At 43.1% G+C, this 25,699-nt stretch carries 19 protein-coding genes; 13 read left to right on the top strand and 6 right to left on the bottom strand.

The window, feature by feature from the left end; all coding sequences use genetic code 11:
* Positions 1–293 precede the first annotated feature (293 nt).
* The 6 genes from psaA to EWV60_RS06945 all read left to right on the top strand — a co-directional run bounded on the left by psaA (position 294) and on the right by EWV60_RS06945 (position 11,124).
* Positions 294–2,543 carry a photosystem I core protein PsaA gene (gene psaA / locus EWV60_RS06970; protein ID WP_002734764.1) on the top strand — a complete coding sequence of 750 codons (2,250 nt, stop codon included), beginning with the start codon at positions 294–296 and terminating at the stop codon, positions 2,541–2,543.
* Between the two features lie 178 nt (positions 2,544–2,721).
* Positions 2,722–4,935: a photosystem I core protein PsaB gene (gene psaB, locus EWV60_RS06965; protein WP_002732591.1), complete on the top strand. Its 2,214-nt coding sequence runs from the start codon at positions 2,722–2,724 to the stop codon at positions 4,933–4,935.
* 55 nt (positions 4,936–4,990) lie between these two features.
* Positions 4,991–5,482: a DUF29 domain-containing protein gene (locus tag EWV60_RS06960; RefSeq protein ID WP_002754196.1), complete on the top strand. Its 492-nt coding sequence runs from the start codon at positions 4,991–4,993 to the stop codon at positions 5,480–5,482.
* A gap of 93 nt (positions 5,483–5,575) precedes the next feature.
* Positions 5,576–8,005, top strand: a complete 2,430-nt coding sequence (locus EWV60_RS06955; RefSeq protein ID WP_287231664.1) for a dynamin family protein — start codon at positions 5,576–5,578, stop codon at positions 8,003–8,005.
* Entirely contained in the window at positions 8,005–8,796 is a 792-nt protein-coding gene (locus tag EWV60_RS06950) for a hypothetical protein (RefSeq protein WP_002733763.1), read from the top strand. Before EWV60_RS06955 ends, EWV60_RS06950 begins: the two co-directional genes overlap by 1 nt.
* A 12-nt stretch (positions 8,797–8,808) precedes the next feature.
* Positions 8,809–11,124, top strand: a complete 2,316-nt coding sequence (locus EWV60_RS06945; protein ID WP_287231663.1) for a dynamin family protein — start codon at positions 8,809–8,811, stop codon at positions 11,122–11,124.
* 113 nt (positions 11,125–11,237) lie between these two features.
* On the opposite strand, the gene cofH is transcribed toward EWV60_RS06945, so the two are convergent.
* Both cofH and psb29 read right to left on the bottom strand, forming a co-directional pair.
* Positions 11,238–12,374 carry a 7,8-didemethyl-8-hydroxy-5-deazariboflavin synthase subunit CofH gene (cofH, locus tag EWV60_RS06940; RefSeq protein ID WP_287231662.1) on the bottom strand — a complete coding sequence of 379 codons (1,137 nt, stop codon included), beginning with the start codon at positions 12,372–12,374 and terminating at the stop codon, positions 11,238–11,240.
* A 137-nt stretch (positions 12,375–12,511) separates the two neighbouring features.
* The gene (psb29, locus tag EWV60_RS06935) at positions 12,512–13,198 is read right to left on the bottom strand and encodes a photosystem II biogenesis protein Psp29 (protein WP_176721703.1); all 687 of its coding nucleotides are present in this window, start codon (positions 13,196–13,198) and stop codon (positions 12,512–12,514) included.
* Between the two features lie 216 nt (positions 13,199–13,414).
* Here psb29 and smpB point away from each other — a divergent pair, with 216 nt between their 5' ends.
* Entirely contained in the window at positions 13,415–13,879 is a 465-nt protein-coding gene (smpB, locus tag EWV60_RS06930; protein ID WP_002732921.1) for an SsrA-binding protein SmpB, read from the top strand.
* A gap of 118 nt (positions 13,880–13,997) precedes the next feature.
* Positions 13,998–14,546 carry a DUF2808 domain-containing protein gene (locus EWV60_RS06925; protein WP_002754207.1) on the top strand — a complete coding sequence of 183 codons (549 nt, stop codon included), beginning with the start codon at positions 13,998–14,000 and terminating at the stop codon, positions 14,544–14,546.
* A 228-nt stretch (positions 14,547–14,774) separates the two neighbouring features.
* Here EWV60_RS06925 and EWV60_RS06920 read toward each other — a convergent pair whose 3' ends face one another.
* Positions 14,775–15,092 carry a KGG domain-containing protein gene (locus EWV60_RS06920; RefSeq protein WP_002732376.1) on the bottom strand — a complete coding sequence of 106 codons (318 nt, stop codon included), beginning with the start codon at positions 15,090–15,092 and terminating at the stop codon, positions 14,775–14,777.
* A gap of 403 nt (positions 15,093–15,495) precedes the next feature.
* On the bottom strand, positions 15,496–17,739 hold the full coding sequence (locus tag EWV60_RS06915; protein WP_287231661.1) for an IMS domain-containing protein: 2,244 nt from the start codon (positions 17,737–17,739) through the stop codon (positions 15,496–15,498).
* A gap of 247 nt (positions 17,740–17,986) precedes the next feature.
* Here EWV60_RS06915 and pdhA point away from each other — a divergent pair, with 247 nt between their 5' ends.
* The 3 genes from pdhA to EWV60_RS06900 all read left to right on the top strand — a co-directional run bounded on the left by pdhA (position 17,987) and on the right by EWV60_RS06900 (position 21,454).
* A complete protein-coding gene (pdhA, locus tag EWV60_RS06910; protein ID WP_002754242.1) occupies positions 17,987–19,021 on the top strand; it encodes a pyruvate dehydrogenase (acetyl-transferring) E1 component subunit alpha in 1,035 nt (344 codons plus the stop codon).
* A 199-nt stretch (positions 19,022–19,220) separates the two neighbouring features.
* Positions 19,221–20,003 (top strand): hypothetical protein, encoded by a 783-nt coding sequence (locus EWV60_RS06905; RefSeq protein ID WP_287231713.1) that lies wholly within the window; start codon positions 19,221–19,223, stop codon positions 20,001–20,003.
* Positions 20,004–20,515: 512 nt separating this feature from the next.
* Positions 20,516–21,454: a glycosyltransferase family 2 protein gene (locus EWV60_RS06900; RefSeq protein WP_287231660.1), complete on the top strand. Its 939-nt coding sequence runs from the start codon at positions 20,516–20,518 to the stop codon at positions 21,452–21,454.
* A 235-nt stretch (positions 21,455–21,689) separates the two neighbouring features.
* Here the strand turns inward: EWV60_RS06900 and EWV60_RS06895 are convergent, their stop codons facing one another.
* Positions 21,690–22,031, bottom strand: a complete 342-nt coding sequence (locus EWV60_RS06895) for a DUF8822 family protein (RefSeq protein ID WP_002731952.1) — start codon at positions 22,029–22,031, stop codon at positions 21,690–21,692.
* A 34-nt stretch (positions 22,032–22,065) separates the two neighbouring features.
* On the opposite strand from EWV60_RS06895, the gene aat reads away from it, so the two are divergent.
* Together aat and EWV60_RS06885 are read left to right on the top strand one after the other, a co-directional pair.
* On the top strand, positions 22,066–22,647 hold the full coding sequence (gene aat / locus EWV60_RS06890) for a leucyl/phenylalanyl-tRNA--protein transferase (RefSeq protein ID WP_002754248.1): 582 nt from the start codon (positions 22,066–22,068) through the stop codon (positions 22,645–22,647).
* A gap of 678 nt (positions 22,648–23,325) precedes the next feature.
* The gene (locus EWV60_RS06885; protein ID WP_193979376.1) at positions 23,326–24,801 is read left to right on the top strand and encodes a bifunctional metallophosphatase/5'-nucleotidase; all 1,476 of its coding nucleotides are present in this window, start codon (positions 23,326–23,328) and stop codon (positions 24,799–24,801) included.
* A gap of 401 nt (positions 24,802–25,202) precedes the next feature.
* On the opposite strand, the gene EWV60_RS06880 is transcribed toward EWV60_RS06885, so the two are convergent.
* The gene (locus tag EWV60_RS06880; RefSeq protein ID WP_002791563.1) at positions 25,203–25,433 is read right to left on the bottom strand and encodes a hypothetical protein; all 231 of its coding nucleotides are present in this window, start codon (positions 25,431–25,433) and stop codon (positions 25,203–25,205) included.
* Positions 25,434–25,699 lie beyond the last annotated feature (266 nt).

Raw genomic sequence — 25,699 nt, 5'->3', positions numbered from 1 at the left:
ATAAACTTTTGTAAAGAAAAATTACCGGTCTGACCCTGACTAAGACCGTCCATAGCAGAAAATGTCTCTCCTATCAAGGATTGAGAGAATTTTAATTATTGTTAAGCACAACGAACAGAGGAGAGAACAAAGACTTATCATCTACTATTGATGCTTTCGACTGGAATCTCACCCAAGAGGAAAGTCAAGCGACATTAACAAAAGGTGGGTCAGATTTCAACTTGCCTTTTTTAGGTTAAAAAATCTATCCTCAAATAAAACGCTAAGTCTATTGTCGAGAGAGGAGAATCCTCATGGCACTCCCCCCCAAAGAGGCGGTAGCTAAAGTGATTGTAGATAAAGACCCAGTACCTACTTCCTTTGAGAAGTGGGGTCAACCGGGGCATTTTGATCGCACTTTAGCCAAAGGACCCAAAACCACTACCTGGATTTGGAACCTACACGCCAACGTCCACGATTTTGATAGTCAAACCAGCGATCTCGAAGATATTTCTCGGAAAATCTTCAGCGCCCACTTCGGACATCTCGCCGTTGTCTTCGTTTGGCTAAGTGGAATGTACTTCCACGGCGCGAAATTTTCTAACTATGAAGCTTGGTTAACCAACCCGCTCGCCATCAAACCCAGCGCCCAAGTGGTCTGGCCGATCGTCGGTCAAGGCATCCTCAACGGCGATGTGGGCGGCGGTTTCCACGGGATTCAGATCACCTCTGGTCTGTTCTACCTCTGGCGAGCTTCTGGTTTCACCAACAGCTATCAGCTATACTGCACCGCTATCGGTGGTTTAGTGATGGCGGGCCTGATGCTGTTTGCTGGTTGGTTCCATTACCACAAAAGCGCACCGAAACTGGAATGGTTCCAAAACGTGGAATCGATGATGAACCACCACTTGGCGGGTTTACTCGGCTTAGGTTCCCTAGGTTGGGCTGGTCATCAGATTCACGTTTCTTTACCGGTGAACAAACTCCTCGATGCGGGAGTCGCTCCCCAAGACATCCCCTTGCCCCACGAGTTCATTCTCGAACCGAGCAAGATGGCGGATTTATACCCCAGTTTCGCCCAGGGTTTGACCCCCTTCTTTACCCTTAACTGGGGTGCTTACTCGGATTTCCTCACCTTCAAAGGTGGCTTGAACCCCGTGACTGGTGGTCTCTGGCTTTCCGATACCGCTCACCATCACTTGGCGATCGCTGTATTGTTCATCATTGCTGGTCATATGTACCGTACCAACTGGGGTATCGGTCACAGCATGAAGGAAATCCTCGAAAACCACAAAGGTCCCTTCACCGGTCAAGGTCACAAAGGACTGTACGAAATCCTGACCACCTCTTGGCACGCCCAGTTAGCGATTAACCTTGCTCTCTTAGGTTCGCTAACCATCATCGTGGCCCACCATATGTACGCCATGCCGCCCTATCCCTATCAGGCGACTGACTACGCCACCCAACTATCCTTGTTCACTCACCACACTTGGATCGGTGGCTTCTTAATCGTCGGTGCGGGAGCGCACGGAGCGATCTTCATGGTGCGCGACTACGATCCAGCCAAAAACGTGGATAACCTGCTCGATCGGGTGATCCGTCATCGCGACGCAATTATCTCCCACCTGAACTGGGTATGTATTTTCCTCGGCTTCCATAGCTTCGGTTTATACATTCACAACGACACAATGCGGGCTTTTGGTCGTCCCCAAGATATGTTCTCGGATACGGGAATTCAACTACAACCCATCTTTGCCCAATGGGTACAAAGTCTCCACACCCTAGCCCCCGGCAACACCGCTCCTAACGCTCTCACTACCGCTAGTTATGCTTTCGGTGGCGACGTGGTAGCAGTGGGTGGCAAAGTGGCCATGATGCCGATCACTCTCGGTACTGCCGATTTCCTCGTGCATCACATCCACGCCTTCACCATCCATGTCACCGTGTTGATTCTCCTCAAAGGGGTTCTCTACGCTCGTGGTTCCCGTCTGATTCCCGATAAAGCGAATCTCGGTTTCCGTTTCCCCTGCGATGGTCCCGGTCGCGGCGGTACCTGCCAAGTTTCGGGTTGGGATCACGTCTTCCTCGGCCTGTTCTGGATGTACAACTCCATCTCGGTCGTAATCTTCCACTTTAGCTGGAAAATGCAGTCCGATGTCTGGGGAACCGTCGCCCCCGATGGCACTGTCACCCACGTTACCCTTGGTAACTTCGCCCAAAGTGCCATCACCATCAACGGTTGGTTACGCGATTTCCTCTGGGCGCAAGCAGCGCAAGTCATTAATTCCTATGGCTCTGCTCTGTCTGCCTACGGAATCATGTTCCTAGCCGGTCACTTCGTCTTCGCGTTTAGCTTGATGTTCCTGTTCAGTGGTCGCGGCTACTGGCAAGAATTAATCGAGTCGATCGTCTGGGCGCACAACAAGTTAAGAGTTGCCCCCGCTATCCAACCTCGCGCCCTGAGCATCATTCAAGGTCGTGCCGTTGGTGTGGCTCACTACCTCTTAGGCGGTATTGTCACCACTTGGGCATTCTTCTTGGCCAGAAGTCTCTCGATTGGCTAAACTTGCCTATAAGGGCTTGCCAGTCCCCCGGGGATTGGCAAGACTAGGCTCAACAGGCGTCGATTGACCGATACCTCTGTAAGCGTTTCCTATTACAGTGGGTGAATTTAAAAAAGGAAATAACCAGCACTCGTGTAAGAGCCTCAGTTATTTAGAGAGGAGAATTTCCTAAACAGCTATGGCAACTAAATTCCCTAAATTTAGCCAAGATCTAGCCCAAGATCCGACTACCCGTCGGATTTGGTACGGGATCGCCACAGCCCACGATTTTGAAAGTCATGATGGCATGACGGAAGAGAATCTCTACCAAAAGATTTTCGCGTCGCACTTCGGCCACATTGCAATCATTTTCCTGTGGACTTCCGGCACTATATTCCACGTCGCTTGGCAAGGTAACTTCGAGCAGTGGATCAAAGATCCCTTAAACATCCGTCCCATCGCCCACGCGATTTGGGATCCCCAGTTCGGTAAAGGCGCTGTAGATGCCTTCACCCAAGCTGGCGCTTCTAACCCTGTTAACATCGCCTATTCCGGGGTTTACCACTGGTTCTACACCATCGGTATGACCTCCAACCAAGACCTATACCAAGGTGCGGTGTTCCTGCTGATTCTCTCGGCGATTTTCCTCTTTGCTGGCTGGTTACACTTACAACCTAAGTTCCGTCCTAGCCTCGCTTGGTTCAAAAACGCTGAATCTCGCCTGAACCACCACCTCGCCGCTCTGTTCGGTGTTAGCTCTCTGGCTTGGACCGGACACCTCGTTCACGTTGCTATCCCCGAATCCCGCGGTCAGCACGTTGGTTGGGACAACTTCCTCTCCACTCCCCCCCACCCGGCGGGTTTACTACCCTTCTTCACCGGTGACTGGAGTGTGTATGCAGAAAACCCCGATACTGCTAACCACATTTTCGGTACTGCCCAAGGCGCGGGAACTGCGATCCTCACCTTCTTAGGTGGTTTCCATCCCCAAACCGAGTCCCTCTGGTTAACCGATATGGCTCACCACCACTTGGCGATCGCTGTGATCTTCATTGTGGCTGGTCATATGTACCGCACCAACTGGGGCATCGGTCACAGCATCAAGGACATCCTCAATGCACACAGACCCCCCAGTGGTAAGTTAGGAGCCGGTCACAAAAATCTTTATGACACGGTTAACAACTCTCTCCACTTCCAACTCGGTTTGGCTCTCGCTTCTTTAGGCGTGATCACCTCTCTGGTGGCGCAGCATATGTACGCGCTACCCCCTTATGCCTTTATTGCTAAGGACTACACTACCCAAGCGGCTCTTTATACGCACCACCAATACATCGCTGGTTTCCTAGCGGTGGGTGCTTTCGCTCACGGTGCTATCTTCTTCGTGCGTGACTATGATCCCGAAGCGAACAAAGATAACGTCCTGGCCCGGATGCTGGAGCATAAAGAAGCGATCATCTCTCACCTAAGCTGGGTTTCCCTTTTCTTAGGTTTCCACACCCTCGGCCTCTACGTTCATAACGATGTGGTCGTCGCTTTCGGTACTCCCGAAAAACAAATCCTGATCGAACCTGTGTTCGCTCAATTCGTGCAAGCAGCTTCGGGTAAAACCCTGTACGGCATGAACGTACTGTTGTCTAACCCCGATAGTATCGCTTACACCGCCTATCCCAACTACGGTGATGTTTGGTTACCCGGTTGGCTAGACGCGATCAATAGCGGCACTAACTCCCTCTTCTTAACCATCGGTCCTGGCGACTTCCTCGTTCACCATGCGATCGCTCTTGGTTTACACACCACCGTTCTAATCCTGGTTAAAGGTGCTTTAGACGCTCGTGGTTCCAAATTAATGCCCGATAAAAAAGACTTCGGGTATTCCTTCCCTTGCGACGGTCCTGGCCGTGGCGGTACTTGCGACATCTCTGCTTGGGATTCCTTCTACCTAGCCATGTTCTGGATGTTGAACACCTTGGGTTGGTTAACCTTCTACTGGCACTGGAAACACCTCGGTGTCTGGTCGGGTAACGTGGCTCAGTTTAACGAAAACTCCACCTACCTGATGGGCTGGTTCCGCGATTACCTCTGGGCTAACTCGGCTCAGTTAATCAACGGTTACAACCCCTACGGTGTTAATAACCTTTCTGTCTGGGCCTGGATGTTCCTCTTTGGACACCTCGTTTGGGCAACCGGTTTCATGTTCCTGATCTCTTGGCGTGGTTACTGGCAAGAGTTGATCGAAACTATCGTTTGGGCCCACGAACGCACTCCTCTGGCGAACCTCGTTCGTTGGAAAGACAAACCCGTGGCTCTCTCGATCGTTCAGGCTCGTTTGGTTGGTTTAGCTCACTTCACCGTTGGCTATATCTTCACCTACGCCGCCTTCTTGATCGCCTCCACTGCTGGCAAGTTCGGCTAAACCTTGAATTAGGTGACTAAAAAACCCCCCGCCCATTGGTGGGGGGTTTTTGTTTATGATTGATCATAAAAGCGCGGCTCAATCTCAAAAATCTATGCAGTGGGAAGAATTAAAACAGCTTTATGATCAGGACTTTGTTTTGTGGATTGAGCGAACCACCGAACAAATTCGACGCGGGGAGATGAAAAATTTAGATTGGGAACATCTTTTAACGGAGATAGAAGATTTGGGGCGAGAACAAAGAAACCAAGTGGAAAGCTATCTAATTCAAACCGTTAAACATTTATTGATTTATCAGTATTGGCTGACTGAAAAAGGTAATTGTGGCTGGGGATGGGCCGATGAAATCGATAATTTTCGTCTAGAACTAGAAATTTTATTCCAGTCAAAAACCCTCTACAATTATGGGGCTTCTAGGCTAGATATAATTTATGATAAAGCCAAGCGATCGGTGATCAAAAAAACTGGTTTATCTGTTGATACGTTTCCGCAAGTTTGTCCTTATACCTTTGCAGAAATTATAGATTTTGATTTTTTACCAGTTTAGAATAGGAGAATTAAAGGCAAGAAAGAAAATTATCGTTATAATGAAGTTGTGGCTTATTCTTGAATCAGCTTATTCTGTCAGCGATAGAGTATTATGGGTCAAAAATCTTACGCAGTTTTCCAAGCAGTGGAAAATAAAGCTAACCTTCTAGCGGGTTATTGGGGTGACTTCAAAACGGAGATTATTCAGCATTTGCCTGAATCCTATCATGGTGAAATCCACGAACTTTCTAGTAATCTAGAGAAAGCTTTAGAAGTTTTAATCAATGAATTGCGCCATCCTACCCTGATTTTAGCGACGACTGGCACGACGAGCAGTGGGAAGAGTACCCTAGTTAATTTCCTCTGTGGTGCTGATATTGTGCCGATGGCACAGCGAGAAATGAGTGCAGGAACAGTTACCATTGAGTATAGCGAAGAAAAGACTTTAATTATTGAAAAAACACCGGGGGCGTTGTGGGAATGCGGGAAGTGGGAAAAGATTAGCGACGAAAATATTTATAGTCGCTTAAAACAGTTAATGAAGGCTTATATTAAAGCCAGAAAAAAACAACCTGATTTAGCTTATCCTCGATCTATTATTTATTATCCTTTTAGACTGGTTAAAGATGAAAGTTTCTTAGAATTGCCTAAAGGGGTTAGAGTTAAATTATTAGATTTACCCGGGTTATCTTATGTAGGAGATGAGGGAAATATTGGGATTATCAAACAATGTCGTGAAGCTTTATGTTTAGTAACATATAACAGCGCAGAAACAGATCCTTATAAAGTTGATAATCTGTTATCAGAAGTTGTTGATCAAGTTAAAGATTTAGGCGGCTCTCCTGCACGAATGCTATTTATTTTAAATCGGATTGATATATTCAGATCAGATGATGATTGGCAAGAAAGTGAAAGTGAGTTTGTTGAAGAAACGACTGAAAACATTAAGGAAAAACTGATCGAGAATTTAAGAGAATATACAAAAGATATTGAAAATTTGAGAATTGTAAAACTGAGTACATGGCCAGCTTTATTGGCTTTACAAATTCAGGATAATAAGAAATTGCTTCAGGATCTGTTAGAGGAATTACCTACAAGAGAGGAAAATTGGTCAGAGCATGATCAAACTAGACTTGAGAAAGTATTAAAACCCTATGAGCAAGCCATAGATAACTTTCAAGTTTTAATTAAGGAAATCATGAAGCGAGGAAACTTAAGTCTTGATGCTAAACAATGGACTATCTCTCAACAAGAACAAATTGCCAAAGAGTTATTCAAACAATCCTATGCAGAAGAATTTGAAAAGAAACTAAGCAAGCACATAGCAGAACATTTTCCTAAATTAGTTATTCCCCAAGCTATAGAAAAATTTAATGTAGCGGCGGGAAATAGTATTGCACAATGGGCAGTACAAACTACTACGGCAATTCTTAACAGTTCGGAAGAAAATTATCAGCAAGAATCTGAATTGTTATCACAAACAAAAGAAAATCTTGATTCTTTTCTCCAAGCTAGTGATGCCAAATTAAGACAGCCCCTAGCCGTTTTTGAAAAATTAGATATTGATACCAAAACAGCCGATAATTTAGTAGCTAGTTTAAGAGAGGCTATCAATGAACTTCAATTTACTCCCCCTTATGACCAAATTCAAGAGAAATTAGTTCCCTTAGTTGAGTGGAGAGAGGCACTAAAGACTGTTATTAGAAACGTCTTAGAAGCAGTAGTTAAATCTTTAGATAATGGCAGAGTTGATTTGGACAATATCAACTTTAAAAAGGCCAATGTTAATCAGGTTAATATGCTAAAAAACAACTTGGATATCCTGATTCAATTGGGCTATACAGGTTCAGATGCAAGAAATGGTTTATTAATCACAGCAAAAAGGGATAAAGAGAAATTAAGTCTTCAAATAATTAAAAAAGAGTTAAATAATTTATCAATTAATCTAACTATCATATTATCGCAAATATTAAAGAGAGTGTCTGCTCAGGAGATTAACAGAATAGAGGAATCTGTATCTGAATTGTTTAGATTTCATATTAAACATATAGAAAAGGGTGCTGAAGAAAAAGCACCAAATTTTGTTATAAAATTTCCACAATCTGAACTTAATACATTTACTAGAAAACTGGAATTTGATTTTAATTTGGAGTCTGATATTGAAATCAGTTCTGGTACTTACAGAAGTTTTAAACACTGGCTATGGATGAAAAAAAAGGAAAGCATGATTGCAGAAATTCCAAGCACTGAAACTCTTTTACAGAATTGGATTCATCAATTCCAGCAACAGGGCGAACCTGAAATGTTATGTTCAATGTTTGAATGGCTATTAGAACAGATTGATAATTTAAAAAAAAATGTAGATCATAAAACCCATGACATTTTTAATAGCTATTTAGCCAGCCTAGAAAAAGCTCAACAGGAAATAACTACTAACTACGAGGAAACACAAATTATATGGAAACCTATCCAAGAAAGAGCTAAATTTTTAGAACAAAGCCTTGCGGAATTAGAAAATTTTGAAAAAGAGGAGGTGAATTAGTGAATAATAAATATTTTTCGAGTATTTGTAAAGATGTTTTTGCAATTGTGTATCCAAAAATAAAATCTAAAAAAGGAGGTGTACTCTATCATGTTTTAAGTATTATTCTTGAAAGAGAAGAATCTCAGAGAGATGATCTATGTCGTTATTTTGGAATTAATCAATCCTCTTGTTTAGATGAAGATAAAAGGTTGTCTGGTGAATTTCTTAATGATGTAACAAAGCTCGTTTATGTAGAAAGGCTTAAATTCGGGGACTTTAATTCAACAAATCTTGCAACTGGCATAAGTGATATCTTAGATAACGTTGATCTAACAAAATCAAATCAATCAAAGGAAGAACGCCAAATGGAATTAATTATTACAGTAGCTTGTTTAATGGTAGGGGCATTTACTTGTTTTAAATATCTACAAAGGACTCGTTCTAAAAATGAAATTAGTCCGACAGCTTCTTTATGTCTAGCTGTTCCTGCATCAGAAGTTTATAATTTACATGAAGGGTATGATCTTAATAGAGATGATGTTGTAAGATTAATTGATTGTGCTACAGAATTTTTATGTGTGCCAGAGTATAAAAAAATATCTGTAGAGACTATACCGGAGGAAGGACGCTCTCCTGAAAGTCGATTAAAATTCTACGTTAGAATTAATCTCAAAAATGGAGGTAATATCATTGGTAAAGAAACTCAGTATGGAATGAAGCGAGAACTTCCACTTAATGTAACAGGAAAAGTTATACAGATAGGGTTTCTCAAAAATGTCTCTATTCTCAGAGAATTCAACCGTATTTAAGGAGTTAATTTAATGGATTGGAAATCGGCCTCATCCTACTATGAAACCCGTCTCAGTGATGTCTTAAATATCCAACATTTTGCCGTTGACTTAGCCAAACTTCCCCAAGCTGAAGTTCCCTCTAAATTAACAGAAATCCTCCTGCAAGAGGCAATACCTGCTAACCGTCAACTCGAAAGACTGAGAAAAAGAGAATTTCGTATTGCTGTGGTTGGCTTAGAAAAGGCGGGAAAAAGTACCTTTATTAACGCATGGTTAGAATGTGATTTACTTCCTGCCAAAGGAGGAAGATGTACCTTTACCACCACGCAAATTTATTCCGTTAAAAGCGAATCTGAACAAAGATTAGAAGTGCAAACCCGCAGCGAAGAACAATTTATTCATCTTCTCAAAGAATTAGAAACCGTTGGCGCAAAAGAAGACTTAAACACCATTAGAGAAAACGAAATCACCCTAAAACAAGTCAGACGAGAAGGTAATTTAGTTATTCCTTTTACTCGACTAGAAGACATCCGAGAACAACTAAAAAAATACGTTGCTGATGAAAAATACGCCCATGCGGTCCTAGAAGCACGACTTTATACTAATAAACTCGCTCAAGCAGAAGGAATCGTCTTTTATGATGTTCCTGGTTCAGATTCTGGGTTAGCCAAGCACGTTGATGAAGCACAACAAATGTTATCAGACTGTGATGCAGTCATCGTGATTCAGCGTTTTCGCAGTATTCGAGAAGCCGAATTAGAAATTATTAAATTTACAGAACAAGGTGATAAGAATGTCACCATTGCTGATAAGTTATTTGTCTTTTTAAGTCATATTGACTCTCTTGGTAGCCCAGAAGCCCTTAAAACTCATATTACAGAAGCCTCTCAGGATTGGTCAAAACGCGCTAATTTACCGGTTAATCGCATTGTTTCTGGTTCAGCAGGAGCTTATTTAATCTTAAATAATCTGGCGGAAGAACATACTCAATTAGAAATCGGAAAAGCCAGAAATATTCAAGATAAATTAAAAACTTTGACTGGAATTATAGATGATGAAATGTTAAGAACTCAAGCTACAGGAATCCCTGAAATTAAACAAAAAATCTTTAATTATATTAATACTGAGCGAGTAGCAATTCTCAAGAAACGCTGTGAAGCTTCCATTGATAAAATTGTCAGCACCTCAGAAGATATTCACCATTTTGTCAGTCAAAGATTTCCCGAAAATCCTGAAGAAGCACAACGCTTTGAAGAGGAAAGAAGAAGAATTGATTTTTCAGAATGGTGGCATAGAAAATGGGAACAGATAAAAGCTGATTTACAAAACTTTTATGAAACATCTGCCATTAACAAACCCTTAGAAAAAGTTAATAACGAATCTTCTAGTAGTATCGAAAAGTTTAAAGAACGCTATGGGCAACTGTTAGCCAGTGAAATGGCAAAATTAAGACAAGAAACTTTAAGAAAAAAAGAAATTATTTTTGATGCAAATTCTTTTCCAGACTTCGACAAGGCAAAAGCTAATTATGCTTGGCGGGATGACTTGTATGGGGATGTTAGAAAATTTTTGGATGCCCTTGCTCGACAATTAGCGGCAGAATTAAAAGATGAAGCTTTAAAATTAGTCGATTATATGTCCTCCTTATTATGGGGAAGTTCTCAAGTAAAAGAACGATTAATTGGTTATTCAGAACAGGAGTTTTTAACTCGCTTAGAAAATAGCTTATCAGTGTTATTTTTAAGATTTGCTCGTCCCGTTGCTGAAGCATTAATTCGCGGTCCTGTTAACAGTGATACCCGCAGCCAAATTGTCAAATCATTAGGGGTTGATGTGGAACTGATTGATAACTATTATCAAGGAGATGAACCTGCTTTTAGAGTCTTAAAAAAATACGTTAAGTATGGTTCTGATTTACTCTTTAATCCTAATCTTCGTCAACAGGTGTTAGGTGTAACAGAAATTGCCAAAAACGTTATCGGAATGACGGTAGATACAGTTGGGGTTAATTGGATCGATTTGGCTGACCAATTAACCCCACCCAGAGAGGTTGTTACCTTTGAAGTAACTAATGATATTAACGCTTTTGAAGAATATCTACGCCATGGTATTTTTGAAGCTGCAGGATTTGAGTCCTACTGTATTCAAGAATTAAGAGGATTAGTGGATATTTTTCGAGAAAAAGAAGGAACATGGGCAGGTGTCGCCCAAAACGAATGGTATAAGGAGAATCCTCAGCTTGTAGCAGAATTACCCGCTAATTTGAAATCTCAAGAATTTAATTTAGAAGTTAGTGAACGACTGAGACAATTAGCAATTGCCTTGAAAAGAAATAGTTCCTCTTAATAACGTCAGTTCGGGTTAGGGGAATTTTCTCAGGACTCGGACGGGAGAAGGAAAGTTTTAACCCGGGACAGGATCAAGCTTTCAGCTAATCCAGGATTCGGGTTAAATAGACTCTAATAGATTGTATCCCGTTGACGGGCGGGGCGATCGAGGGATTTGATCGCCGTTTCTAACTCCTCGATGGTCAAACAGGTACCGCCCAGGGCCCCGGCCATAGTGGTAATATGTTCTTCCATGAGAGTACCACCGAGATCGTTGCAACCCCAGTTTAAGGCTTCTGTCGCCCCCTGTAAGCCCAATTTTACCCAACTGGGTTGATGATTTTTAATGCTATTGCCCAGATAAATCCGCGCCACTGCTGTTAATTTTAATGTATCGGCTAAAATTGGTTGATCCCGTCCGACTCGATTTCTCAGGGGTTTGGGGGCCGATTGTCCCACAAAAGGCAATAAAATAAATTCGGTTATTTTAGCCGGATAATTATTTGCTAGGGCGATTTCTTGCTGTTTTCTAATTTTTTCAAGGTGCTGCACCTGTTGACTAGGGGTTTCAATATGACCGCAGAGCATGGTACTGGTGGTATGTAACCCCAAGCGATGGGCAATACCGACTATTTCTAACCAAGTGGCGGCATCGATTTTTTCTGGACAAATTACCCGTCTTACCTCATCCACCAACACCTCGGCAGCCGTCCCCGGGAGAGAATTCACTCCTGCTTCTTGCAGGGAAGCGATAACTTTTTCGTAACTTAAACCGTCTTCTCTAGCGATAAATTGGACTTCTTGGGGCGAAAAAGCGTGTAAATGCAGGTCAGGAAAAGCTTGTTTCAGGTTTTTAACAATTTCGAGGTAATAGTCTAAGGAATTGCCCTTAATCTTGGCTTTTGGGTTTAATCCTCCCTGCATACAAATTTCTGTCGCCCCACGATGGACAGCATCCGCCGCTTTAGCGATAATTTCCTCTAAATTAAGCCAGAAGGCCCCTTCTTCATTTTCATCGCGTCTGAATGCACAAAAACTGCAATGCTGCTCACAAATGTTACTAAAATTAATGTTGCGATTGATCACGTAGGTGACGGTATCTCCCACCTGTTGACGACGCAAAAAGTCGGCCGTTTCCCGAATCCGGGCAATTAAACGGTTATCGGTAGTTTCTAGCAAGATAATCGCTTCTTTTGCCGATAAATTTGCCCCTGACCGCGCTTTTGCCAAAATATCGGTTACGGGTGCGGTGATGGAGGAGTTAGTCACGGGAAATAAATATTGAGGGTTGCCGATCCTAATTGTAGAACGAGGTCAGAAGGAACAGTAAAGAAAGAGAGCCGATTTAATCCTTTTTCTGTTCCCTATTCCCTTGTCTGCACGCGGTAATTTCCGGTTGAGAGCCTTTATTGCAGGGTGGTTTGTTTTTCCTGTTCTTTTTGTTGACGTTTTTTCTTTTCCGCTTCTAGAGCATCTTCGATAACCTTGAGCAGCTGATCCATTTTATCGAGATTACCGCGATAAACATCGAGGTCTTTTTGCAGTTTTTCGCTGGAGAGATGCAGAATTTCTGAGAATTTTTGCAAAATTGGTTCGCGTTTTTCTTTTTCCTTGATTATGTCTGGTTGTGCTTCGGCTAAAATAGTATAAAGACCGATGGCAAACAGGCGACTATACTTAAACTTAGCCGCGTTGATCACCGAAACTAAACTATCAGACAACTGATTGTTACCACCTAGGGCAGGGTTTTGCAGTTGGGAAAGCAAGGAATCAATATTAGTTTCTTTGGCAATAGCGATAATATTTTCGGCATCACGACGATAGACTTCGGGATTACCGTTAACCGCTTGGCACAAAGCATTAAAAATATTCGGTTTATCTTCCCCCGGACGATAGCCTTCCATGAACTTCTCGAAAGAAGTAACCACACCAAGAGCATAAATTGGATCATAATGGAAATCTACATTAACAGAGAGCAGGTGCATCTCGACTAATAATTCCTCAACCACGCGCCGATACACCGAATTGATGGGGCGGGTGTGGCGAGTATAAAAATCACGCTTACTATCGGAAACAGTACGAATTTTGTCCACAGAACCAAACTTCATAAAAATTTAACACTGCTCTCATTTTCCCCCTTCTCGTTCCCCCTGACAAGGCCGGTGATCACCAAAGAGCCACCAGCAGTCAGTCCCCAGAGAGCAAAAGAACGAGTAAGATATAAAGATAAGGATATGGAAAAATCGAGATAATTAGCCGATACTGCCTCTACCAATCGCTTTTTTACTTTTCACTTTTCACTTGACTATATGGCCAATCAAGACGACAAAATCAAAATTATCACTGATAACCGGCAAGCACGCCATCTCTACGAGATTTTAGAGACTTTTGAAGCGGGGGTGCAGTTGCTGGGGACCGAGGTTAAATCTGTGCGCGCTGGTAAGGTAAACCTGCGGGATGGTTACGTTTTAGTCCGCAATGGTGAAGCGGTGTTAATTAATGTTCATATTTCCCCCTACGAACAGAGTAGCGAATATTTTAATCACGATCCGCGCCGGACGAGAAAATTGTTGATGCACAAAAAGGAAATCAGCAAACTCATCGGTCAAGTGGAACAGAAAGGCTTAACTCTTGTGCCTTTGAAGATGTATTTTAAAGGTAGTTGGGTAAAAATCAGCATTGGCCTCGGTAGAGGCAAGAAATTACACGATAAACGCGAAGATTTGAAACGTCGTCAGGATCAACGGGATATGGCACGAGCGATGAAGCGTTAACCAAGACACTTATCGGACTGGCAAAGGTCTAGGTAAGAAACGAGCGAGTTTTGTTAGAGTTGAACTGTATTCGGCTCCTTGCAGCCATCACCATCCCCCTCACCTTGGATTGAAATTTATGTTAAAACTCTTGACAAAAGTAATTAAATATGCTAGGACACCCGCTTTGATCGCTCTATCCTTAGGGGTGGGTGCGGGAATTATTTTACCAAAAATAACTTTAGCCAATGGCAACCCCGGCCTAACAATTTTTAGTGGAGTCGATCGCAAGGATATCTTAGATTATTTTTTGCAATTTGGCGGTCGTCCCAAGCAAATGGATCGTTATAAACTCTATATTCCCGCGAAAAAACTCTCCCAAGGGGCTTCAGCTTTTTTTATTTCCTATCCCGATTATTTTAACGGCCAGTTTGACACCAATAAAATCGAGGTACGCATCAACGGCAAATCTTTACCTTTAAAGGAAGTGGTTTGGGATAAGGATAGTCGCGTTATTCAAATTGTCCCCGAACAAGCGATCGATCCCACCAGCAAAGTTGAAATCGTCATGTCTAATGTCAGAAATCCCGAATTAGGCACTTATTACTTTACCTGTGATGTGACTGCCTCTGGCAATATTCCCGTCCGTCTCTACGTCGGTACTTGGATTGTCAGTATCGAACCTTAAAGTATTTATTGGGGATGGGGAAATGGGGGAATGGGGAATTTAACTAAAAACCCCAACACCCCAAAACCCTAGCAAAAATAAATTCAAAACGATTTTGCGCCGTTTCAGCGATCACTAAAATTGTTAAGAATTGTACAACCCTCTTGTTATAAGGCTTTTTATGTCATGAAACCTTAAAATGAGAATTGCTGCCAAAACCCTCTCAGTCCCAGAAAAAGTCAACCAAAGTCAACTATTTGCTTCCGAGTTGCCAAAATCTGAGGAATTTTCACCTATAGACTCGTTGACTGGGGAATTTTCCCCGGAGTTTAAGTTTTTGCGACTGCCTTTGTGAGAATTTTTGCCCCCTTCCCGTCCAATAGCTGCCATGTGGGACCGATCTCGGCTAACCGCTTCACCACCTTTTCGTCCCGCTTCGCGAGCTTCTTCGGAGGTAAATTCGTGGGCTGTCCCTTTTTGATGAGCAGCTTTACCACCTTTACTAGCGATTTCCCTTTGTTTAGCTTGATCCATAGAGGCAAAACCGCGTTTACTCTTACCTGTCATAATATCCCTCCTGTGTGAATGCTGATTTTAAAAGTTCTTAAAGACTTATGCGAGATTTTTAAAACATCAAAATCATGGTCTTGTGGGTGGGCAAAAAATTGAGATTGCCCCGCTCTTTTCCTCTAAGAACTACGGATTCTCATCTACGATTATAACTCATTAGCTCGACTTCTAGGGAACCAATTACAGCAATCAAAGGGCGTATTTTATGTTAAAAAATATTAAGCAAATTGAGCATTTATCAGTCTAAAGATATAGAAATTATCTTAATGGTGAGGTACAAAGTTTTCGTTTAGGGGAGTCAGTCCTCAGTTATCAGTTTTTTTCCCCCTGCTCCCATCTCCCATCTCCCCACTTCCCAATTCATAATTCCGAGGTTTTTTGGGGATTTAATCGGAAAAAATTAGGGTAAGACTTGGGTTTTTTCGATCGACCATTTATCTCCTTGCCGTACCAAATCATAGCGCACCTTCAAGGACTCATTATAGGAACGATTGACAATTTCCTTGCCATTATGGAAATAGATAGCCTTTTCGTTGACTATCGCTTCCACCGTCGCTAAATTAGGATTTTTGGCATTATTAGTGACCGATCGCACATCCACTTGATGATCGTAGCGCCAATAGTTATTTCCCTGTAAAGCCGCCGCCCGTTTTTGCCAAATTTCCAAAGCTGAACCCGTTAAAACCTCTTTCAATTGCTCTTTTTGGTGTTCACTGCCAAAAGCCGCCGATTTTGCTGCTAACCAAGCTTGAATCGTCTCCTTGGCCTTTTCCTTGTCTAAGGGAGTCCTTTCCATCACCTCCGCGTTAGCCGAGGGAATTTCTAGTATGGGAGTATTTAAAGAAATCGGTAACTGTTCCCCTTGCAAGGCTGCCAAAGGAGATTGACTATCGACAATTGCCTTTACCCCCAAGGACAAAACCACGAGCGTTCCCACTAATCCTACTCCCAATATCGCCACTCGATCGAGTCGTAGTTTTCTGCGGACTGGTCGTCTCCGTTTCGGTGCGACTAGGGTAGTTTTTACCGTTTCTACGGCTGCTGGCCCGGAGTTGCCCGCTGCTGGGTGGCGCGAGCGACTAGGACGACGACGGGGGGGATTAAGTGCCGGTTGACGATCGGCTGCTGTCACCACCACACTGCCCTGAGTATAGGGGGTGAAAGTTTCCTGCTGAGGGGTGGCTCTCAGGGCAGGTACAGCAGTGCCTGTCCGCTCACCGTTAGCTCTAGCTAAAGACGGTTTTTGGGGACGAGAATGGGAAGAATAAGCAGATTCCCTCATCGGTGTCGCTCCTGGCACTGGGTTTAAATGGGTGGGGGGGGTGTGGGTTTTGAGAACATTTACTTCCGATTCTAAAGGTTCCCCAACCTTTTCTTGAACTGACACGGGAACTTTTTCGTCAGGAAAACCTGACAATTCTTCCAAATAATTTTGTACCTCTTCCTCGGCAAAATACTCTTTGAGTGAGGCTTTCCGCTCGACTAAATCACTAAAATGGCAGAAAACTTCTGTTTGTAACCAACGCTCACCGTAACGACATAACCCAGGTAGAAGATCGGGAGATTGCCCAGATTGTTCCTTAATATAATTTAATATTTCTTGCTCTTGACTTTTTTCTAAAATTGTGCTTGCTTGTTCGGTTTGACCGAGCAGCAGGGCGCAGATCGATCGCTCGATGGAAACATCCTGATGTTTTTGTAATTGCTGCAGGCGATCGCTGGCTGCCACAATAGCGGCGGGTTGTTTTTGGGCGAAACCGAGGGCAATCAAGGCATAAACCAGCAGATAATTACCCACCGCCGAGGGGCGTTCTGCCTCTTTTGCCCAGATTTTCTCCTGTTCGGCCTGAGTCAAATAAACCCGTAACTGTTGAATAAAGCGTAAAAAATTATCCACCCCCAACCCAGAGCGATCGTCGCCCTGGCCATCGATGCCACCGCGAGCGGCCAACATATCCTCCAAGAGATTTAAGCCCCGCTGACGGGCAAGACCGGGGTTTTTTTCTTGGGATAACAATTCCAGAACCTGGTAGGGACGCAAGCGATCGCAATCATGACGAATCTCGCCAGCCACTTGTGGGAACATTTGTTCTTGTTCCAAGCAGATCAGGGCCTTGGCTGCGGTGCTGGCCGCCTGTTCATAATTTTTATCCTGCCAATATTCCCGACTTAATTCCCCGTAGGCCAAAGCCAAGGTTAAGATCATATCTGGGCGAGTAGTTGGCTCCAAATCTAGATAAGTTTCAGCCAAACGAATCACTAACTCGTATTCTCCCAACTCTTGCAGGATGAGCAAAGCTCCCACCAGATCGGCGGGGGCAATGGTAATCTGGGGAGTGGGATATTCTGAGGAAGCGGCGGCCACCTCCCCACCCTGAGAATCGAGGTTTTCGGCGCTGCTATCTGGGTTGAGAAGCAGGGGATTGGGAGCGAAAAATTGGGCATCGTAATCACGACGGCGATCCGGATCACTTAACACTTGGTAAGCTTCATCTAACAAGTGCTGACGGGCAACGATCGCTGTTTGACTGTATTCTTGACGTGGCAATTGCCGTCCCCGATCGGCGTGGGCCAAATCAATCTGCTCGGCATTCACCTGAAAAGGGATTCCCAATATCCTGTAGTAGTCAAGAGGAATTCGCACGGTTAGCTGTACCTCAACTCTGGAGAGTCCTTAGTGAATTAAATGATGTAAGTGAGAGCGGAGCGAGTAAAATAACAAGATACCATCTTATCCTAGCCAATCTCTGACTGACTAAGATTAGATTTGAGAGAGAAAATACCAAGAACCCCTTGGTTTAAGACCAAAAAATTCACTGCCAGAATTCTCGAAAAATCTACCGCTTCCTCTCCCCTTGCCTTTTTGTTGTCTAAATGATACTACAGACCCTATGATTTCCGAACGTACTTTACCAACCTTTAATCCTGCTTCCATCATTATCACCAAAGCTGAAGGTCTTCGCCTATACGAGGATATGGTTTTGGGGCGGATGTTTGAAGATAAATGCGCCGAAATGTATTATCGGGGCAAAATGTTCGGTTTTGTCCATCTCTACAACGGTCAGGAAGCCATATCTAGCGGTATTGTTAAAGCCTTGCGTCAGGGAGAAGATTACGTTTCTAGTACCTATCGCGATCACGTCCACGCCCTCAGTGCTGGAGTTCCCGCTCAAGAGGTGATGGCGGAGTTATTTGGCAAAGCTACCGGTTGTAGTAAAGGACGGGGCGGCTCCATGCATATGTTTTCCGCCGAACATAAGCTTTTAGGGGGTTACGCTTTTGTGGCCGAGGGGATTCCCGTCGCTACCGGGGCGGCTTTTCAGAGTAAATACCGTCGGGAAGCCATGGGTGATGCCAGTGCCGATCAGGTAACGGTCTGTTTCTTTGGGGATGGGGCGAGTAATAATGGCCAGTTTTTTGAGTGTCTGAATATGGCCGCCCTCTGGAAGTTGCCGATTATCTATGTGGTGGAAAATAATAAGTGGGCGATCGGAATGGCCCACGATCGAGCCACTTCTCAACCGGAAATCTATAAAAAAGCCAGTGTTTTTAGTATGGTCGGTGTGGAAGTGGACGGTATGGATGTGGTCGCCGTTCATGCCGCCGCCAGAGAAGCCGTGGCCCGCGCCCGCGCCGGTGAGGGGCCGACTTTGATTGAGGCCTTAACCTATCGTTTCCGGGGTCACTCTCTAGCAGATCCCGACGAGTTACGCAGTGCTGACGAGAAACAATTCTGGGGCGAAAGAGATCCGATCACTCGCTTTGCCGCCTACCTCTACGAGCGAGATCTGGCCACGAGAGAAGAATTAAAAGAAATCGAGGAGAAAATTCAAGCTGAAATCGAGGCAGCGGTTAAATTTGCCGAATCTAGCCCCGAACCCGATCCTAGTGAACTAACTCGCTTTATTTTCGCCGAAGACGAGTAATTTCAGTGATCAGTTACCAGTTATTCAGAGTTGAGTTTTCAGTTCACTGATCACTGATTAGTGATCACTGATTACTTAAGGTATTCTATGAGGGGGAGCAGCAAAATCCCGCCTTGAATCTGGTTGCTGTTGAAAAAATCCGTAAAAAATAGTTGCGCTCTTGTATAATTCGCTAAAATCCAGAGAAATAGCTTTTGCCATGGCGACTACAGAAGCATTGAACCCCAGTCAGTTCGCATTCTTAACCAACCTCACCGCTGATCGTTCAAGTTCACCCAACCCACAAGAAGAAATGGACAAAGTTATCATTCTCGTTAATGCCGAAGCTCAAGCCAGTGGTCAGATGTCTCGGCTATCGCCCGTTACCGAAAAAATGGTGATTGCTTTAAAAAATGCGGTTCCTAAATCCCTGGCGGTGGAGGTGACGGGGACGGCTTCCTTGTGGTCAAAAATGGAGTCGGGTAAAACCGGCCAAAATAATTTAATCTGGTGTCCCTTAACAATTCAATTGCCCAATTGGGTGAATTTTCCGGGTAAAAAAGTTTATCAAGCTTGTCGGGATATCGAAGAAAGACGCGCTTGGGTTGCCCATACCCTGCACTATAAAACCAGTCAGGGAGATTCTTCTTTTGGGGATCTTTGGTTGCCGATCACGGTGACATCTAAAGGTTTAGAATACGGTGAGGTAATCGGGGAGGGTATGATCCCTAACTCCTACAGTCAGCCGATTAGTCTAGAAAGAGAGAGTCTTAAGTCTTTATATCGGCTGGCAGCGCAATTACTGGATAATTTACAGGCTCCTGCTTCTGTTTATTTGCTACAGTTTCGTTTGGCTCATCGGGAAGTGGTTTTTGATCGTCTCTGGCCTTTTCCTGCCGCACCTGCGATCGCTTCCCTACGCGGTCAACAGACGGATCTCTATGCAGCCTACTGGAATTGTTTACGTCGGCAAGCAATGGTCGATCATTCCTTGGCTATTTAATCCAATAGCAAAGAAAAACTGTCCAACTTTGGCCACAATAGCGATCAATCCCTAAACTATCTAGGGGGATAGAAAATCTACCTTTTCACCGATAGGTTATTGTCCGAATGCTTCGCCCCTACAGGACGCGGGCCGATGAAGACGCAAGGTTTTGAACGACGATTCTCTCAAAATCTTGCACCTGTGGGAGCGAGAAAAGCCCCAAAACCTTTACTTTGCCTACATTTCAAATTTATTCAGCAAACCCTATCTAAAATTAAATCCCTGACGATGTTAGCGATCGCAAATTCACTATAAAAACTTCTGGAGGGGATGTAAGACCAAAAGCTGGGCGTAAGTTCGTCTTAAGGCAGTCCCCCGTGAAATAGGAAGCTCTCAACGACCTTGAGAGTAGTTCAAAGGCACTGTCTAGTAGTAATCTATTAAGTTGACAAAAGGGATACTTTAGCAGAATATTTAGAGCGTAGCGGCCGCCATAAAAACACGGCTTTTGTCCGTTCAACCTCTCGAAAATGCCGAAATATTCGCTAATTATCCCGATTTATAACGAGGAAGAAACCATTCCAGAACTCTATCGCCGTGTCAGTGATGTCATGGATAGTTTAGATGATTCTGTGGAACTGATTCTGATTAATGATGGCAGTCGGGACCGTTCCTTAAATTTAATGCGGGAACTACAGGAAAGAGATGCTAGGGTCTGTTACATTAGCTTTGCTCGTAACTTTGGCCATCAGGCAGCAGTAACAGCAGGACTTAATTTTGCTAGGGGTCAAGTTATTGTTGTCCTCGATGCCGACTTGCAAGATCCACCGGAATTGATTCCCAAAATGATTGAGTCTTGGCAAGCAGGTTATCATGTGGTTTACGCCCAGAGAACAAAACGGAAAAAAGAAAGTTGGTTTAAACGCCTAACTGCCTACGTTTTCTATAGATTGCTGCGACAATTAGCCGACGTGGATATCCCTGCGGACACGGGGGATTTTTGTCTGATGGATCGTCAGGTGGTGGAAGTATTAAATTCTATGCCAGAACGGAATCGTTATATTCGCGGTTTGCGCGCTTGGATTGGTTTCCGACAAACTGCTGTTAAATTTGAGCGGGATCCCCGGTTTGCTGGCGAAGTCAAATACACTTTTAAAAAATCCCTAGCTTTAGCGGTTAATAGCTTGGTGTCTTTTTCTAAGATTCCCCTGCGTATTTCCACTTATTTAGGCTTATTTTCTGCTTTAATTGCCCTGTTGATGGCTTTACTGGTTCTCTACTGGCGCTTACAGCAACCCGACTCTCCCGTTACTGGTTTAGCTACTATCTTGATCGCTGTGTTTTTCTTGGGTTCAGTACAATTGATCAGTATTGGCATATTAGGGGAATACATCGGGCGAATTTACGAAGAAGTTAAAGGCAGACCAGCCTATACAATCGCTGAGATCGCTGGGTTGGAAATTAATTAAACCTTCCCAACAACTATCAATTAATTCTTGTCGATTAAAGATTTTGTTAACTTCTTAAATAAGCAATAAGCTGTTGACTATCTAAATTACTGGTTAAGACCGTCTATGATCGAGGAGAGAGGGTTTGATCATTTGTCCTAAAATTTCTAATAGGCAGTGCAGCTTACCCCATTCGTACAAAAAAATTAGCAGAGCAGCTAATAGAAATTAAACTCCAATAGCAGAGAAAAACTGTCTAACTTTGCCCACAACAGCGATCGATCCCTAAACTATCTAAAATTAAATCACTAACGGCGTTAGCGATGGCAAATTCACTATAAAAACTTTCGCGGAAATCAAAAGCTTGCATCTCGGTAACGATCGCAATCACCAAGTTACCGAGATCGTTTTCCCCTTCCAAACGCTGACGCAGAAAAATTTGACTAGCACGTTCAGCGATAGTATCGTTAATAGCTTCGGGAATAAATTCCGCATCTAACCAACGATGCAAAGCGGTGCGCAGCCAAGTTTGTTCCTGTTGGGGGTTTTCGATCGGTGGTAAAGTAATAGGCGGAATTGGTGCGGGATGATCGGGCATAATTAGAGAATGATCAGGCTACGAGACTGAATTCTTGGGGGGAGTTGTGGATACCGCCTCTATTATACAAGGATACGCACGCGGTTACTTTCTCATGGCTGATGAGGGGGGGCGATTGGATTGGTATTCTAGTAAAAATCGCGCTCTTATTCCTCTAGATCGGCGTTTTAGGTATCCCAAGTCCCTAAAACGAGTTTTGAATCAAAATCGCTTTACCGTGGCTATTAACCGCGATTTTGCTGGGGTTTGTGCCGGTTGTGCCGATCGCTCGCTGACTTGGATTTCCCCGGAGTTAATCCAAATCTATCAGCAATTACACCAAGCCGGTTGGGCCTACAGTTTCGAGACTTGGCAAGGGGATCAATTAGCGGGGGGGATTTTAGGTTTAGCAATTCGCGGGGTTTTTATCGGAGAATCGATGTTTTATAAAATTCCCGATGGTTCTAAGGTAGCCATGGTCAAGTTAGTTGAACACCTCAGAGAACGGGATTTCTGTCTATTTGATGCCCAAATGCAAAATCCCCATCTGGCTAGATTTGGGTCCTATACTATCCCCGAAAAAGAATATCATCTCCTATTGAAAAGCGCTCTGTTGAAGCATTGCCATTTTGTTTAAGTATTGTTTCCGATTGTAAGTAGCTAGACACAATCTAAGTACAGGACAAGGTGGCGCATCTTAACAATTTTTGACAAAATCAACTTTGTCTGAGTTGCTTACCCAGTCGGCGATTTAGGCATATTTGAGGAGAATTGGCCATCTCAATTGTTAAGCAAAAATCGACCAAATGTTAAGATTTCGTAACTATTTTGATTGACTTGTATAGCAAAAAATGGGTTATTTAGGACGCTTTCAATTTTCAAACTCTTATCGGTCAAGGGTTTCAGCGATTGATTGTCCTAACCACCCCGATCTTTGCTATATCACCTGAAATGCCCATGAGGATCACAAAATTGGCCAATTGTCAATAGCTTTTGAGATGCTCTCATCCTGATTGGCGCGAGTTATGCTATACTATAAGCTTAGGCTTTTCGTTACTTGGCATGATTCGATCAGGGGGCATAAATCGAAGCAATGTCTTTCTGTGTAAGGGTTTTATCCTTTATAACCCCCCTCCATTGCATAACACAAACCGAAGAGCCTAAACTGCTAAAAGCTGAACTTTTTCTGGATCGGCTAGAAGAAATCACAGACCAAGCTTCTGACGGTATTCAGAAAGCCAAGCTTTAAACCGTTCGCAGTACCCAAATCAAACTATCTCTTTCATTTAATCAACTCAAACTACTGGAGAGGCTCATGGTTGAAACTACAAACAAACTCAAAAAGTTTACGATTTTACATTCCAATGATATGCACGGCGACTTTTTAGCGGAGGCTAAAACTGGACAAGGTGGTTTGATCGGCGGGTTATCATTGCTTTCTGGTTATATCAATCAAGTGCGTCAAACGGAAAAAAATACACTTTATGTTATTTCAGGTGATATGCTTCAAGGTTCGATGATTGATACCGAATTTAAAGGCTTATCAACCATGGAAATTATGAATTACCTAGCACCTAATGTAGTGACTTTAGGAAACCACGAATTAGACTATGGCTTTCCTCATTTGCTCTTCTTAGAAAAAATGGCAAACTTTCCTATTGTTAATGCCAACTTGTACATTAAAAAGTACGGTAAAAGGTTGATGAACCCCTATATCATCCTCAATGTAGATGGATTTGATGTTATGTTCATTGGTATTGTCACCGAAGAGGTTCTTAGTGCCTTAAAGCTGGACAAAAGCATTGGTACATTTGTTGGACTAGAAGATGCGGCGGCTGAAGTTGGTAAGATCTGTAATACCTACAAAAATGAAGATATTGATTTGACAATACTCCTAACTCACATTGGTTTTGAAGAGGATCAAAAGTTAGCGGCTATGTTAGACCCTGAGTGGGGGGTGGACATGATCATTGGTGGACATTCTCATACACTTTTAGAACAGCCTGCCCAAGTAAACAACATTTTAATCACCCAGGCCGCCGTTGGGACTGATCAGATCGGACGTTTCGATATTACAGTAGACGACGATACGAACAGCATTGTCGAATGGAAATGGGAACTTATTCCTATTAATGATCAGGTAGCTAGTCCTGACGTAGATTTGCAAAATTTTATCAATACCTACAAAGAACAAGTAGATCGCAAGTACAATCGTATTGTTAGCCGTTTAAATCGTCAATTGACTCATCCCGTGCGCGAACAAGAAACTGAGTTAGGTAATTTAATCGCTGATATCTTCTTAGAAATAGATACGATTGATGTCGTGCTTGTCGGTAGTGGTTCCATACGAGGTAAAGAATTAGGGCCTGTGGTCACTCTTGAAGATCTTAAGAAGGTTTATCCCTATGATGGTTCTCTTTATAAAATTAAAGTTACTGGAGCGCAACTGACAAAGGTATTTACCCATTTTCTGCGCCCAGAAAACAGAAAGCCTGGGGAAAGTCAATGTTATCAAATCAGCAAAGGTGTTCGAGTAGTTTATAACAATACTAAGAAAGCAATTGAATCTTTCAGTATTAATGAACAACCTGTAGAGGCTGATCGTTTATATGTAATCTGCGTGCAAGATTATCATTATCAAAATTCACTGAAGAGTTTGAATCTCACGCCTGAAGAAATAGCTAACGCTAAAGTTGTTACTACTTCAAGCCAAGGTGTTCTTGAAGAATATTTAAGTACTCATCAACTTCTTGACGGTCAAGTGGAAGGACGCTGGACTTTTGTTAACTAGAGTTTATGACTCTAGCAAATTCGTGAAGCGTCTGAATGGAAACGATGTGTAGGGTTAATTCATGAATTAACCCTACAATTTTTTTACTTCTAATTAGTTAAGCGTCTGGTACTAAATTCGGTTATTAAAGACTGATTATCTATTCCCATTTTGCTGTTCGGCTATCCTGATATGTAGCCTATACTCGACGGATTTAGTATTAAACATCCGAAGTAACCGTGAGCGGCGATGCTGTATGCTTTTTTTATGTTAATGGATTCTTTAAATCCTTTTATAATCCCTATTATTCGAGTTCTTGAGGTTCAATAACCAACTTAATTCCCTGAATAATTAATTTGATTTTTTTCCTTGTGGTTCTCCTAAATCAATCCAATAAATATCACCTTGAAAAATCGTCATATTTACTCAGATAATTGGCGTTGATGATGGCGTATTCCCTCTGACATCAAAGTTTCTGATTTGTCCAATCCATCACTATAAGCTTCATTCCAACTATCTATTAATCGTTGTTTGGTTGTTTTTTGATCATTCAATCCTAATTGTTGATGTAACTGTTCTAATAACCATTTTTTATCTTCAAGAGAACAGTCTCGTAACTTTTGTTCCAGTTCAATAATTTGAGGGGATATCATAAAATTAACTCCATTTAACATTGAGCTATATCATAATTCTAACAACAAAAAAGCACCCCCTCGCGGGAGTGCCTTTTCGTTCAGACTAGAACTTAACCATTGATAGCAGGAGCAGTCAGAGCTACAGGAGCCTGTTCACCACTAGCCAAGTCTAAGGGGAAGTTGTGAGCGTTGCGCTCGTGCATTACTTCCATACCGATACCAGCGCGGTTTAACACATCGGCCCAAGTACCGATTACACGACCTTGAGAATCGAGAATCGACTG

Source organism: Microcystis sp. Msp_OC_L_20101000_S702 (assembly GCF_007095705.1).
In the GTDB taxonomy this organism is placed as follows: Bacteria; Cyanobacteriota; Cyanobacteriia; order Cyanobacteriales; family Microcystaceae; genus Microcystis; species Microcystis ichthyoblabe_A.
Note: the sequence above shows the minus strand (reverse complement) of the source record. Positions and strands in the feature narration are given on the sequence as shown.

Bases quoted from the DNA above. Each gene is read 5' to 3' on its own strand.
- psaA (WP_002734764.1), top strand. From the start codon at position 294: ATGGCACTCCCCCCCAAAGAGGCGGTAGCTAAAGTGATTGTAGATAAA.
- psaB (WP_002732591.1), top strand. From the start codon at position 2,722: ATGGCAACTAAATTCCCTAAATTTAGCCAAGATCTAGCCCAAGATCCG.
- EWV60_RS06960 (WP_002754196.1), top strand. From the start codon at position 4,991: ATGATTGATCATAAAAGCGCGGCTCAATCTCAAAAATCTATGCAGTGG.
- EWV60_RS06955 (WP_287231664.1), top strand. From the start codon at position 5,576: ATGGGTCAAAAATCTTACGCAGTTTTCCAAGCAGTGGAAAATAAAGCT.
- EWV60_RS06945 (WP_287231663.1), top strand. From the start codon at position 8,809: ATGGATTGGAAATCGGCCTCATCCTACTATGAAACCCGTCTCAGTGAT.
- smpB (WP_002732921.1), top strand. From the start codon at position 13,415: ATGGCCAATCAAGACGACAAAATCAAAATTATCACTGATAACCGGCAA.
- EWV60_RS06925 (WP_002754207.1), top strand. From the start codon at position 13,998: ATGTTAAAACTCTTGACAAAAGTAATTAAATATGCTAGGACACCCGCT.
- EWV60_RS06920 (WP_002732376.1), bottom strand. From the start codon at position 15,092: ATGACAGGTAAGAGTAAACGCGGTTTTGCCTCTATGGATCAAGCTAAA.
- pdhA (WP_002754242.1), top strand. From the start codon at position 17,987: ATGATTTCCGAACGTACTTTACCAACCTTTAATCCTGCTTCCATCATT.
- EWV60_RS06905 (WP_287231713.1), top strand. From the start codon at position 19,221: ATGGCGACTACAGAAGCATTGAACCCCAGTCAGTTCGCATTCTTAACC.
- EWV60_RS06900 (WP_287231660.1), top strand. From the start codon at position 20,516: ATGCCGAAATATTCGCTAATTATCCCGATTTATAACGAGGAAGAAACC.
- EWV60_RS06895 (WP_002731952.1), bottom strand. From the start codon at position 22,031: ATGCCCGATCATCCCGCACCAATTCCGCCTATTACTTTACCACCGATC.
- EWV60_RS06885 (WP_193979376.1), top strand. From the start codon at position 23,326: ATGGTTGAAACTACAAACAAACTCAAAAAGTTTACGATTTTACATTCC.
- EWV60_RS06880 (WP_002791563.1), bottom strand. From the start codon at position 25,433: ATGATATCCCCTCAAATTATTGAACTGGAACAAAAGTTACGAGACTGT.